14 protein-coding genes are annotated in these 13,499 nt (G+C 36.7%); 4 read left to right on the top strand and 10 right to left on the bottom strand.

Features of this window, described 5'->3' with window-relative positions; all coding sequences use genetic code 11:
- Positions 1 to 37 precede the first annotated feature (37 nt).
- From WC622_RS11310 to WC622_RS11300, 3 genes are all read right to left on the bottom strand, one after another.
- Entirely contained in the window at positions 38 to 622 is a 585-nt protein-coding gene (locus WC622_RS11310) for a DUF4468 domain-containing protein (RefSeq protein WP_372819802.1), read from the bottom strand.
- Between the two features lie 55 nt (positions 623 to 677).
- Positions 678 to 1,718, bottom strand: coding sequence for a porin (locus WC622_RS11305; protein WP_372819801.1), 1,041 nt, complete (start codon positions 1,716 to 1,718; stop codon positions 678 to 680).
- A gap of 120 nt (positions 1,719 to 1,838) precedes the next feature.
- On the bottom strand, positions 1,839 to 3,197 hold the full coding sequence (locus tag WC622_RS11300; protein WP_372819800.1) for an ammonium transporter: 1,359 nt from the start codon (positions 3,195 to 3,197) through the stop codon (positions 1,839 to 1,841).
- A 316-nt stretch (positions 3,198 to 3,513) separates the two neighbouring features.
- On the opposite strand from WC622_RS11300, the gene WC622_RS11295 reads away from it, so the two are divergent.
- Complete coding sequence (locus WC622_RS11295; RefSeq protein ID WP_372819799.1) at positions 3,514 to 3,999, top strand: hypothetical protein; 486 nt, start codon at positions 3,514 to 3,516, stop codon at positions 3,997 to 3,999.
- Positions 4,000 to 4,218: 219 nt separating this feature from the next.
- Here the strand turns inward: WC622_RS11295 and WC622_RS11290 are convergent, their stop codons facing one another.
- The 6 genes from WC622_RS11290 to WC622_RS11265 form a co-directional block, all read right to left on the bottom strand.
- On the bottom strand, positions 4,219 to 5,169 hold the full coding sequence (locus WC622_RS11290) for a TIGR01212 family radical SAM protein (protein WP_372819798.1): 951 nt from the start codon (positions 5,167 to 5,169) through the stop codon (positions 4,219 to 4,221).
- 407 nt (positions 5,170 to 5,576) lie between these two features.
- A complete protein-coding gene (locus tag WC622_RS11285; RefSeq protein ID WP_372819797.1) occupies positions 5,577 to 6,074 on the bottom strand; it encodes a YdeI/OmpD-associated family protein in 498 nt (165 codons plus the stop codon).
- Between the two features lie 168 nt (positions 6,075 to 6,242).
- Positions 6,243 to 6,956 carry a restriction endonuclease gene (locus WC622_RS11280; protein ID WP_372819796.1) on the bottom strand — a complete coding sequence of 238 codons (714 nt, stop codon included), beginning with the start codon at positions 6,954 to 6,956 and terminating at the stop codon, positions 6,243 to 6,245.
- A 237-nt stretch (positions 6,957 to 7,193) separates the two neighbouring features.
- Positions 7,194 to 7,808 (bottom strand): hypothetical protein, encoded by a 615-nt coding sequence (locus WC622_RS11275; protein ID WP_372819795.1) that lies wholly within the window; start codon positions 7,806 to 7,808, stop codon positions 7,194 to 7,196.
- A complete protein-coding gene (locus tag WC622_RS11270) occupies positions 7,801 to 9,339 on the bottom strand; it encodes an AAA family ATPase (RefSeq protein ID WP_372819794.1) in 1,539 nt (512 codons plus the stop codon). The genes WC622_RS11275 and WC622_RS11270 overlap by 8 nt, the downstream gene beginning before the upstream one ends.
- Before the next feature lie 216 nt (positions 9,340 to 9,555).
- Complete coding sequence (locus WC622_RS11265) at positions 9,556 to 10,692, bottom strand: hypothetical protein (protein ID WP_372819793.1); 1,137 nt, start codon at positions 10,690 to 10,692, stop codon at positions 9,556 to 9,558.
- A gap of 316 nt (positions 10,693 to 11,008) precedes the next feature.
- On the opposite strand from WC622_RS11265, the gene WC622_RS11260 reads away from it, so the two are divergent.
- On the top strand, positions 11,009 to 11,218 hold the full coding sequence (locus WC622_RS11260) for a hypothetical protein (RefSeq protein WP_372819792.1): 210 nt from the start codon (positions 11,009 to 11,011) through the stop codon (positions 11,216 to 11,218).
- A gap of 34 nt (positions 11,219 to 11,252) precedes the next feature.
- Here WC622_RS11260 and WC622_RS11255 read toward each other — a convergent pair whose 3' ends face one another.
- On the bottom strand, positions 11,253 to 11,528 hold the full coding sequence (locus WC622_RS11255; RefSeq protein ID WP_372819791.1) for a hypothetical protein: 276 nt from the start codon (positions 11,526 to 11,528) through the stop codon (positions 11,253 to 11,255).
- 270 nt (positions 11,529 to 11,798) lie between these two features.
- Here WC622_RS11255 and WC622_RS11250 point away from each other — a divergent pair, with 270 nt between their 5' ends.
- Together WC622_RS11250 and WC622_RS11245 are read left to right on the top strand one after the other, a co-directional pair.
- Positions 11,799 to 12,419, top strand: coding sequence for a hypothetical protein (locus tag WC622_RS11250; RefSeq protein WP_372819790.1), 621 nt, complete (start codon positions 11,799 to 11,801; stop codon positions 12,417 to 12,419).
- An 807-nt stretch (positions 12,420 to 13,226) separates the two neighbouring features.
- The coding region (locus WC622_RS11245) for a hypothetical protein (protein WP_372819789.1) at positions 13,227 to 13,499 on the top strand (273 nt) is incomplete at its 3' end.

The following is a 13,499-nucleotide window of genomic DNA, read 5'->3' as shown; positions in this document are numbered from 1 at the left end:
ATAATTAATAACCGAAATCTAAACTGCTTCTAAATAATTACCAATTCTTACTAATCACCTTTTTCTCAGGTAGTGGTTCAGCTATCAGATTTTTGCTTGCCATAAACTGCTTAAATTTAACTGCCAAGTCTTTAGCATACTTAGCCGTCTGCACGTGATATTCTTTCCACTGACCCGCATTTAATTTACCGGGATCTGTTTCTAAAGGTGTACCAATAGTGGTACTGGCTACAAAATTCCCATAACGATCACGTTGATAGGGAATGAAACTAAAATCGCTTAACCAAAAACGATACTTCCCCTCTTTTACTTCTACCTGAAAACGATATAAGATTTCTCCAGATGGATGCGACATCACCAATAGCGTTTTATTGATGATCATTTTTCCAGTAGCAATAAACGCAGTATCACCCTGCGCCGACTTCAACTGTATATCTTTATTCTGCTTTTTAAGATAATTAATCGCTCTAATTTTAAGGGAATCTTTAGCCGTTCCTTTTAACGCTACTACTTCGTAATAAATGAGTTTCCCCTGTTCATCTACCGATAATACACTTTCGCTTTGCGCATTGGCATACACAAAACAATAGAGCAGTAAGAAAAGGCTGGATATAAATTTCATTAGTTAAGCATAAAAAACGTCCCGAAAATCGGGACGTTTATAGTTGTTTTGTTTATTAGAAAGCGTACACCGCAGCTAAAGAAAACTGAGAAGCTGATTTTGCAGCAGTGATGCCATTAGTTTTTGTAAATCCTTGTGAGAAATCTTTGTCACTATCAAAGCGAACCTCTGGAATAAATGTTAAACCACCAGATTTGATGTTGGCAGATAACGTAACTGAAGCTACACTTACATCTGCCGCAGTAGCCACACCTTTATAGTTAAAATATTCGCCTCTTAAACCTAAAGCAACTGCTTTAGTAAATGCATATTGAGGATATAAAGCCACACCAGAATAACCGCCGTTATCATTTGAAACTGAATAATCAGCTGCGTTTAAACCTAATTTAAATTGTTCAGTTATTTGATACGCTGTAGTTAAATCGAAAATGGTTCCTGTACCTGGCGCACCTGCCGAGCGACCAGATAGCACATTTAAATAGGCTGTCCAACCGGTAACTGGTGTTACGGTTAATTGTGCACCCACATGAGATACACCATTAAAATCTTGGTACACATTCCAATCGTTAAACAAACCAGCCATCAAACTCACTTTATCTGAAAATGCATAACTCGCTTTAATACCTGCATTTTGAAAAGGGCCTGATCCGAATAAATAAGAAGTTGAATAGTTAAAATTAGCCGCTGGCGAAATCACCTCGTACCCAATAAACGTACCCATGTAACCAGCTGTCATGCTAAATTTATCAGTAAAAGCGTAACTCACATATAAATTCTGAATGTTGAAACTGTTCGTCGTTTCATCATACACGCCTGCAGCATTTGGTATAGATTGCGATTGTCCGCGTGGACCAAAAGATAATTCCCCAACAAAGGATGCCTTACCAGTGGTTTTTTTCAAGGCCAAATCGATCATGCCCAATGAAATAGAATTCTGCTCATTCGCAAAATAGGTGTTAATATTAGCCGACTTAGCAAAATCGTATTTGTAGTACGTATCAACCGATCCAGAAATTTGCAAAGGTGAACTTTCTTGTGCATAGGTAGCAGTCGTACACCCGAGGGCAGCAATAAAAAGTAGAGCTTTAATTTTCATAATTTTAGTTTTAAGGTTTATTTAATATTCCGTTATCTATAAATTAAAAGGCACTATTCGGGCTACCCACAAAAAAATGTGGTTCAATTTGTTTATGAATAGCCCGAAATTTAGGAGTGCTTAAACGTTTGGAACTTCTTGTCCAGCAACGATTAAAGTACCTTGTGAGTATTTTTCATCATGTTGACTTGCATCCAATCCTTCTTCCTCTTCTTCAGCACTTACACGAATTGGTTGTACTAAATTGATTAATTTAAAAATGGCAAATGACACCACGAAACTGAATACCACCACAATGAATGCACCTTTTAACTGAGTAAAGAAAAACTCAGGATTGCCATATAACAAGCCATCTGCACCCAAACCATTTACAGTTTTAGTAGCAAATACACCAGTTAACAACATGCCTACTATACCTCCCACACCGTGACAAGGAAATACATCTAAGGTATCATCTAAGCTTGTTTTCTGTTTCCAAGAAACGACCAAGTTAGAGATTACAGCTGCAACAGCACCTATAAAAATACTTGATGGAATGCTCACAAAACCTGCACCCGGAGTAATCGCAACTAAGCCTACAACCGCACCAATACAGAAACCTAACACCGAAGGTTTTTTGCCTCTAGCTACATCAAAAAACATCCACGATAAACCTGCAGCACCAGCAGCAGTATTGGTAGTTAAGAAAGCGGAAACAGCTAAACTATTTGCGCCTAATGCAGAACCCGCATTAAAACCAAACCAGCCGAACCATAATAAACCCGTACCTATTAATACGTAAGGAATATTAGCGGGTGGTACTTCGCGGTGTTCGATATGAGATTTTCTACGTTTTAATACTAACGCTCCAGCCAATGCCGCCATCCCTGCCGAAATATGTACAACCGTACCTCCAGCAAAATCTAACACACCCATTTTTAATAGGAAACCATCAGGAGACCAAGTCATGTGTGCCAAAGGCGAATACACTAATAAGGCAAACAGAACGATAAATAAAATATATGACGTGAAACGGATACGTTCTGCAACTGCACCTACCACCAAACCTGGGGTAATGATGGCGAACATTAATTGGAAAACAGCAAACAATGAAAGTGGAATAGTTCCCCAAGCTGGTCCTGAGTTTACCCCTTGAAAAAACAAGAATGTTCTAGGATCTCCAATAAAACCTCCAATTGATTTTCCAAAAGCAAGACTGAAACCTACAACTGTCCAAAGTACAGTGATTACACCCGCAGCTACCACACTTTTAATCATAGTAGATAGTACGTTTTTACGATGAACCATTCCGCCATAGAAGAACGCAAGTCCAGGAGTCATTAAAAATACAAGGGCTGCCGAAATTAATACGAACGCAATATCAGGCGCACTGTACTTACCTTCATCAAAATTTGGAAGTAGTGGAATAAAAAGAGCTAACACTGCGATTATCATTAAAATCACAAATGGAGAATACTGTTTAAATAAAATTTTACCCATAGTTTTTTAGTTTTAACGTTGATTTTTTTATTAATTATCTAAAATTAGTTATAAATTTTTAATAATTATCATAATTATTACCTAAATACTATGAAATATATGCAATTCAAACAAAAAATAACTTAAAAAAGTAAAATAAAAGCAGAAATATGAGGCAAAAACAATAAATCGAAACAAAAAACTACTATTTATTGTGAATTTTTATCTATTTATCATGAAAAAACATGAATTTTTATTAAAAACATAAAAAATAAGATGCTAAAAACTTATTATTTGCGAAATTCTTAATGTTTCAAACAAATACTACCTTTATATCATGAAATCATACCAAGTAAAGTTCAAGCAAGTGCTCCCGATTACCCTCTCAGCTGCCTGGGATTTCTTCTCTTCCCCTGCTAATCTTGCCAAAATAACTCCAGATGATATGGAATTCATTGTCACTTCTGAGGAAAGTGAGGAAAAAATGTATCCAGGCATGCTTATCACCTATAAAGTATCTCCTTTATTTGGTATTCATTTGAATTGGATGACTGAAATCACGCAAGTTGTACCCGAAAAGTATTTTATCGACGAACAACGCTTCGGCCCTTTTAGGTTTTGGCACCATCAACATCATTTTAAAGCCATTGAGGGCGGCGTTGAAATGACTGATATATTAACGTATGGTTTACCATTTGGAATTTTAGGCAGAATGGCGCATGGTATATTGGTCAAAAATAAAGTAAAAGAGATCTTTACGTTCAGAGAAAAGAAAGTTGTTGAACTATTTGGGGAGTATCCAACTAGGTTACCATTGCCTTAAGGGCTAGCCAGAGATTAACAGATTACAATTAAAATTTGATTCGTCTCGGCAACTTTCGTATTTCAAGGGAAGGACGAACATGTTGCGCCGTCATACTCAACTTGATCCGATAGCTATCGGATGGGTATCTAATGCATTGATAGGCTTTTTTACGCATTACGGTTCCCTCGCGATCACGATCGGGATTCACGGGAATGAATGACAGGAGATAAAAATGTTTTACTTACCAATATAGCTCGAGCCTTGCACTACTTCCCTACGTTCAATTTCTTTATCAATATAGGTTTGGATGGCCGATTTATTTAATCCCCAGTTGGGTGCAATTAATAAATCCCAATCTGAAATACCAAATAAGCGTTGGATCACGATATCTGGTCGTAACAAAGGAATTAACTCACACAGTAAATCGGTATATTCTTCCAGTGTAAATAACTTGAATGGATTTTTCTTGTATTTAGCACCCATAATAGAGCCTTCTACAATGTGCAAGTGGTGAAACTTCACAAACTTGATTTGAGGGAAGCGATTAATCTCGTGAATATAACCGTACATCATTTCTCTAGTTTCCCAAGGGAAACCAAAAATGGTATGCACACACAGGTCTAGTTTCGAGTTCTCCAGCAATTCTACTGCTTTTACAAATTCGCCATGACTGCACCCCCTGTTAATTTGCTCTAGGGTTTCATCATATATAGACTCCATCCCCATTTCTAAGTCTACATCAAAACGATCCGTATAGCTTTCTAATAAGGCTACTTTTTCTGCATCGATACAATCTGGGCGGGTGCCGACTGCAAAGCCAACCACATCTTCGGTTTGAACCGACAATGCTTCATCGTACATCATCTTTAAATAATGTACTGGCGCATAAGTGTTAGTGTTAGGCTGAAAGTAAACAATGAATTTATCGGCTTTATAAGAGGTTTTCGCTCTGCGCATCCCCTCTTCCAATTGTTCTTTGATATTTGGGTTTTTACGTGAAGGTTCTGGTGTAAATGAATCTACATTGCAATAGGTGCAACCTCCGTAGCCTTTACTTCCATCACGATTGGGGCAGGTAAATCCTCCATCTACAATTACTTTAAACACACGTTGTCCGTTGTATTTCTCACGCAAGTGAATGCCGTAATTTTTATATCCTTTAACTCCTGAATCTAATGCTGTTCCCATTAGGGACAAAGATAAGGATATTTGGGAGAAGATTGAATATTACTCCATGTCCGTCTTTGCGATCCCGATTTTTCATTGGGAGTGGCAATCTCCTATTTGCTAGTCACTTGTTATTTGTTTTATGAGCATGAAGGAGATTGCCGCAGTCGGTGAAGAACCTCCTTCGCAAAGACGAGTTTATAAGGCTGGATGACGTACTTAGGAGTAGGTTGTGGTTTTGGAAAGGTTGTAAGTCAGTCACGTCATTTCGACCGCAGCGGAGAACCACGATTGCTCAGCGAAGCTAAACCTTTCGACTTTGCAACTTCTATTTACACCTGTCATCCTGACTTGTACCGATCCGATAGCTATCGGATTTACATCGGTAGCTTGTCGAAGGATCTTTCTTTTTTCCAATTCTTGAAATTTTAAGGTTTGTCTCGTCCAATAAAACGTTGTTTTCCAAATAAAAAATTAATTGCTTTACTCACGTTTCTATCTATACTTTCTTCTGTTTTTAGAAACGATAAATATCTAACAATTTCTACTTGAAGTGAAGGTCGTAAACCATCGAATATTTTTTGTGCGTCTTTATTTTCTTGTAAAGCTTTGGTAAATTTAGGATGTATGGGAATAGTTCGTTCTTCTGGATCGAAACGTATTTCAAAAATTGCTTTGTCACCAACTTCTTTTTTTGCGGACTGTCGCATTGGTGTATTTAAGTATAAACGCCAATGCCCACTATATTTTATCAGTGTCTGAGGAAATTCGTGTCCGTCAATTTTCATTTTAACTGGAATTTTTCCTTTTTCCTTCCCTGCCTGCATAAAAATAGATTTCAACACGCTATCAGGTAAATAAACAAATGGATTTATACCAATTATTTCAATTTCTGCTGTAAACATGCTGGTTTTAATTTTGTTCATTTCCTAATTGTCTGTATCGGTAGCGTTACCTATAATGTTTTGCGGCTTGGGGAAGGTGGCGATCTTCAACACAAATGTTGATGCGGAGAACCAAACTTTGATAAACCACAAATGTGTCTGCGAAGTACTGAACCGCCACTTTTGCCAAACCTCTGTTATGCGTTGTGTTTATTCTCGGTAGAGTATTTTAAAATGCCTTAATGCTTTCTCCTTATTCTGTTCAACAAAATCAAAATATTGTCTGTCTGTAAGAATTTTAGTTGTCCCAATTTGCTCTAATTTATCATTAATTATAGGTATCGTCATTGGATACCTTCTAAAAAAACCATATGGTGGCATTTGGTCGCCAGGACCTAAGCTACAAACAGGTTTATAAGCAGCGTGTATTAACTGCTTTTTTTTATAGTCTATAGTTCCACCATCTAGTGGCCTTTTACCTATGAAGTCCCAATATGGAAAAAGTTGGTCAGCATAAGGCATATAATGCTTCGTCAAATTTTGTTTCCATTTATCGTAATACTCTTCCTCTAATTCTTTTAAAGAAACTAGTCTAATGTTAGTGTTTTTTACAGCCTCATAACTTCCGGATTGAAATCCATTTTTAGAAACTATAAAACCTAAATTCGCACCAAAGTCTGCTACAACAGTTCTAAAAGAGTGAATTGTTTCCTGACTAATTGGACTTGCCCAAAATTTACATTCTACTAAAATAATCGGTTTGTATTCACTAGTAATATCCTGCGTATAAACGTCGATTTCTTTTTTACCACGAACTAAGTCAACAACTTTTGAAACTTCTGTTTCAAAGCCACATTCATTGAACATTTGTCCAACAAAATTTTGTAAGTCTTTCCAGTTACTTGGTTCATCGTCAAATATCATAGGTGTTCAGTTGTAACATTACACACAACGGTTCGGGGGTTTGCGATGTGGGGAGTTTTAGCACTAAACTTTCTTCGGAGAACTGAACTTGCACCTTGCACAAATGTGTCTGCGAAGCACGGAACCCCCGCTATCGCAAACCCCTTGTTAGCTGCTGCCCGAATCGTCCCACCAAGCAGTGTTGGTTCAAGTTTGCAGTCCTTTTGTTCAAAGAGATTTACATTCATGGAGGTCATTTCAATTTCTAAAAGTTAATGCTCGTTTTATTCTGTCAATAGTGTTTTGCGGAAGATTATAGAGTGTAACCAGCCTTTCCTGATTTTTTTGTTTTGCTCTTGCAGTTGTTCTATGCTCTTCCGCAAGTTTGAATAGTCGGATAGATTCTTTGGCTTCATTTGTAATGCCCGTAATTACAACCCTTAAAAGCCCATGATTCCATCTATAATGAAGTGCATGATTATGTAAATATGGGTGAACAATTTTGAAAGTGCAATTTCCATAATTAGCATTGTGAATATCAATTGAATTGTATTGACCTTTCATTGTTGAACTATTGCAAAGCTGACAAGCCATTGCTAAATTTTGTGGTGAGAAAGAAAATTCAGGATACTCATTTGGTCTTGCCTTTTTTGGTGCAATGTGTTCAATTTCTCCTCTACCAGTTTCATCATAAAGCAAACCACAAAAGCAACATTTTCCATTTTGAAAGTTTCTTAACTGAACTCCGATAAGGTCACGAATGTCGTGAGCCGCATAACTTTCCCAAGTGTCCCTTGTAAATGGCATAAGTGCATTTACAGCAGCTTGTTGTGCTGGCGTCAGCGTAAATGTTTGCGTTAACTGATTAATCATTGCTGTCCAAAAAGTTTTTTGCCTCTACAATAATTTCTTTCAAGGGGTCGTTGTCCGAAACAGGCATTTGTTCAATACGTTGAATTAGTTTTCTAATTTCTTTTTTGTCTTTGGAATTTTGTCCAATTAACCCCAAAAGGTTTGTCAAATCATGTTCAAGAAAGTAATTTCTAACTGTTCTTACATTAAATACTGAATACAAAACTTCCTCCGCTGACCAGCCAAATGTGTTTGCACTGATTGAAGTTGCTGTTGTTTCGTTTTCTTTTTTTAGCGAAATGATTGCGGAGTTCTCGGGTTTTATATCGGAAACCAAAAAGTGAGAGTGAGAACATATTATGAAATGTGCAGAATTATACTTTTTGAAAACTTTATTTAAGAAAGCAACATATTTCATTTGCCAATTTGGGTGCAAACTAATTTCGGGTTCATCAATTAGGATTAAAGATTTGTCAGTTATTGTTGCAAGCAAACCAACTATTGTTGAGATAAAATGATATTCACCCGAACTGCTTTCGCTAATTCCATAATGTCTATCTTTCTTTAAGGTTATTTCAGGATATGAAATAATATTCAACCTATGCAAGTAAGGAAGCAGAGGAAATAGTTTCTGCAATGAAGGTTTAATATCAAAGATATTGAACTCAAAATATTGCGCCCTTGAACTTCCATAGTTTTCAAGTTGTCCCGATAAGTGTTTTAGTAACTCTACTAACTTGGGAATAATTTGAGGCTCTGTTTCTTTTAGATGCTTAAATGATGCAACGCTCCACGGTTCTGTTTTTCTTCTTGGTAAATGCTTTTTGTAATCAAGAAAAAAATCTTCAAACTTTTTTACTGTCAAGTCGGGGATAAAAAAATGTTGTTTATATCTTGGCGAATAACTGATATGAAACTCGTTTCCTAATTCAAGAAACGAAAGTGTCTCACCTAAACTTTCAAGAAATTCTTTATTGCCTGATGCTGCAAAAATGTGGTCAATAGTTTTGCCAATGAATGACCTTGTGCCTGCTGTATTATTGTCTCTTCTTACTCCAAGATATTTGTAAATCGGATAACTCTCAGGATTTCTAAGGAATAAATATTTATCTGTCAGCATTATTGATAATGCTAAAATTGATTCGGGTATTTTAATTTTCGTTGCAGGAATTTCAGAACCGTTTTTCCAAAAGCGAATACCCTTTTCTCCTCTATCATCTTCAATATTATTTTGTTTTTCGTTTACGCCTTCCCAACCAAGAGTATTGAGGATTGTATAATTGTCATTACCTAAAACATATTCTAAATAATATTTACCGTTTGGGTAGTAGATATTTTCCGCCTCGGTTTGCTTGTCATAGGCTAAACGAAAAACCTCAATTAGAAATTTCAATAGATTACTTTTCCCTGTGCCATTAGCACCAAGAATCAAAGTGATGTAAGGGGCTTCAAAAGAAAAGCTGTCCGACTCCTGTGAAAAGTTGAAAGTGATTTCCTTTTTGAAAATTACATTGTCCTTAACCCTTAATGTTTTTAATCTGAAAATTTCCATTTTAATCTCGTGTCATTTTTTTGGTCTGTTTGTTCAAAGCTTAAATGTTCAAGTTTAGCACTCTCCCCACGTGTTGCAGCTAACGTTTTGCAGATTTGCGATGGGCGGGATTTTTACCACTGAACTTGATGCGCAGCACAAAACTTTCGGCTACCACAAAACTGTCTGCGGAGCACGAAACCCCGCCTATTGCAAATGTGCTGTTAGGCGTAGTGTTTATCTCATTTTTATTGTTAGTCTGTCGTCATTAAACCAACTTCCAAAACTCGATAAATACTCGTGTCGAGGAAGCGAAATTGTTAATGTTTGCTTGTCCGTCATTCTTTGAAGTGCTTCTTGAGTAAACTCAACGAAAACACTTACATTAAATATGTCTGTAACATTTAATACTACTTCATCTTTGTCAGTCGGTATTTTACTAGCTAGATGTTTAGCGTTCTCTCTACCATATGCTTCCTTTAAATCTACACTTAATTCAAAATGAGTGTTGTCTTCAATGTTTAAAATGGTGTCGTCAACAATAAATTTTAACACGTTAAAGTCATCTGTCCGAGTATATGTGGCTTTGATTTTACCTTCAAATTTGTCTAAGAACGTTTTGAAAACAAATGAGCCAATGTTGCTTTTGGAAGATGCTTTGGATGCGTCAAGTTCACTTATTGGGTCAAATGGTATTCCGTTGTCTTTTAAGACAATTTTGTTCTTTTCAATTTTTATTTCATATTGACTGGCTTTACCATACAAATAAGAGTTGTCAATAAGCTCATATACCAATGGCATTAAATAGCTTTTGAACTTTTTTGAAATTGTCTCGCTTATTATAGGTCTTGAAAAGAAAGCGTGAAAATGGTCTTTAGTTGAATGTCGATTTAGTCTTATTGCGGCAACATTGGTTTCTGGAATTTGAATGTTTGAATAAAAATGATTTAGAATTATTGGTCTATAGGCAATCTCTGCTTCGATGTCGTCCCAAGACCAAACATTTACATTGAACGGAAACGCTTTGTCTTCATTGAGTTTCCTGTAAAATTCTTGTATTCCTTCATCTCTTTGTGAGGTCGTAGCAAGTGTATATGCTGAAATTTGGGGCTTAAAGTCTTTTGCCTTGTTGCATTCGTTTTCAAGTTCAGTTGTCGTTAATACCGAGCCTAATCTATTGTCCTTGTCTTTGCACTGAACACCGTGATAATATTTTGAGTAAATCGGTTTTCCGAAAACATCAACACCGCATTGAGATTGTCCTTGTCTACCATTTTTTTGTGCATCAAGGTCATTCCAAATTTCTGTCCAAAGTCTGTGGCAGATAGTTTCAAAATCCTGCCAGTTTTTAGGTATAGGAAGTCTTATATCCATTTATTTGTTGTCTGTTTAGTTTGGTTGTTTAACATTACGCCTAACTTATATATAGGTCTGACATTATCAGACCTATCCGCCCATTTTTCAGCAGCTAAGTCTGATAATCATCATCCTTTTTATAAAAGTATTGAAAAAAAACCTACAAATCACAAGTCTTAACCGATACCAACAGTATTTTTTCACCACATAGAAACATAGTAGATATAGGTTAATGCATTAGCTATGTTAACTAATGTTAAATTCTTTTCCACCTTAAATAAAACCATAAAAGCTGCGTTATAGGATTTTTAATTTTTTATCTAAACGCTCAGCTATGGGAAATCAACAAGACCGAGTAATTATTTATCCTTCAGACATTATGCGCTGGTATGGCTATGATCCGTTGTCAAGAAGTGCCTATCTCAAACACCGTGAAATTAAACAAGCTATGGGCATTGTTGGTAAACGACCGCTCACAATCTTTCATTTAAGCGAATACTTCGGCGTTTCGACAGAAGACATCGCTAAGAAATTGTTTCCCTAAGTCAGTCATTTTCTATTTTATTTAAATATATGCCCTAAAATTTAGGCTTGGATTTTTTTTCGCCTCTATTTTTTCGTTTTTCCCAATGAGAAATGGGCTTTGCCTTGAAGTCGAAAGGCTTTGTGTTGAAGGAAATGGGCTTTGCCTTGAAGTCGAAAGGCTTTTCGTTGAAGGAAATGAGCTTTGCGTTGAAGTCGAAGGGCTTTGCGTAACAGGAAATGGGCTTTGCATTGAAGGAAATCTCCTTTGCGTTAAAGGCGAAGGGCTTTGCGTTGAAGGAAATGAGCTTCGCGTTGAAGGAAATTGGCATTTCTCATCGAGAAAAACCCAATATCTGTACATAAACGTGCTTAAACTACACGGTTTAAGCCAAAAAAAAAGGTTTTTACACCATTATTATCCATATAATCCAAAAACTACATTTTATGCCATTTTATACCTTATTTGTACTGCTTTTACACGAATAGTTTAAAATGATATACATACTATCCATTTAGATATGAGACTGTTGCGAAATCATTTTCCCCTGTTTATTTTGGTCTTGCTTTAGGGGAATACACCCCGGCTTACTTTGAAAAATATGAAAATACCTAAATTGATTTTAAGCTATTCGAAACTTACGGATGCACAGTTGAACTTGAAAGCCCAAACCATATCGGATGCGCTAACAGGAAACACAAATTTTCCAACGACTACACCAACCTTGGCAGATTTTAATTTGAGTGTAGGTGTGTACAATATAGCGCTAAATAAAGCAGCTACTGGAGATCGTCAACAAATTGCCTTAAAAAATCAGGCTAGATTGTCGCTAATTTCGGCCATGCGTCAAATGGCATTAGACATTTCTTCTCAAGCTAATGGTGACAAAGCACAATTAATAAGTAGTGGTTTTGATATTGCTAAAGAAGGTGAGGGTATCGGCTCTATAGAAAATCCAATAGATTTTACGATGACAGATGGTGCTAACTCAGGAGAAATGGTTTTTTCTTGCAAAGGGGTAAAAGGTGCAATCAGTTATAATTTCCAATACACGGACGAAACGCCTACAGATGCTACGCAATGGAAAATTCAACCGAGCAGCTCACGCCAGTTTACGTTTAAAGGTTTAAAAAGTGGTACGCGTTTATATGGTCGTATTACAGCCGTTGGCAGAAAAGAGCAAATGGCTGATTCTGATATTATTTCTAGGGTGGTGCAGTAAGTGATTGAGGCTAGGAAAGATTGTAAGACTGTCGCGTCATTGCGAGGCACGAAGCAATCTTTCTTGCCTTTGCAATTTCTATTTATGCACTGTCATCCAGATCTAGCTTGCACTAAGCATCACCGAAATGAAAGACCTTTCCCAACGCCCGGGCTTACCCCCATGCCCGTCTTTGCGAGGCTTGTTTTTCACAAGTCGTGGCTCCGAAGGAGTGCCAATGGTACAATCTCCCATTTGCACGCTACCCCATCTTTGTCATCCTGAGCGTAGTGAAGGATCTATTTTCTAGCTCACGCTCTGGCTTGCCTCGGCTCTTGATAGCCGAAGGATCAAGTTACTTTTTCCTTGATGAAAAAGTAACCAAAAAATCAAGGCTGCGAATCATTGCTCGGATTACGCTATCCAAACTTTTAAAGCGACAGAAAAAGGGTCGATAAAATCCGATAGTAATCGGATCGAACTGCTTTCTGTCTTGGATAGTGGTTGTTGAACGTGTTTGCAAAAGCTTGAATGCGTTCTCCTTCGAAATGATTCAAGGCCAGTCCTAGTTCTTCGGAATGGGTTGTGGTTTTGGAAAGGTTGTAAGGCTCTACCCCCCAAAAAGACTATAAAATCAATATTAGACAATACTTATCTTGCTTTAAGTCGAATGTACAACGCATTCAAAGAACGGTTATAGAGAACATACCTTTTCGTCAAAGATTTAACACATTCAATATAATTAATTAGATATCAACTTTAAAATGCTTGATAGTTAATAGTAGATAAATAACCTTATGGATGAACTTAAGACCAAAATGTCTGCCAATGACTTCAAAATATAAAAGAATGCTTCATTCCATAAAAAGAATAATCAAATTTTTGTCTCTAGCGTTGGTCTTACTAATTATTAGCGGCATTTCCTTTATAAACATATTAGGGCAGAACAAGGAGCTAATCATTCCAGTTCTTGGTGCTAGTATAAATAGTTGGGATAGTAAAAGCTATTGGCATTCGCCCTGGGGGGAGTCTAAAGTTCATAAAGGCATTGATATATTTGCACCACATAAAACCGAAATAATAAGTCCTATTAATGGATTT

Origin of the sequence: Pedobacter sp. (assembly GCF_041662865.1) — a bacterium.
Taxonomy (GTDB): Bacteria; Bacteroidota; Bacteroidia; order Sphingobacteriales; family Sphingobacteriaceae; genus Pedobacter.
Note: the sequence above shows the minus strand (reverse complement) of the source record. Positions and strands in the feature narration are given on the sequence as shown.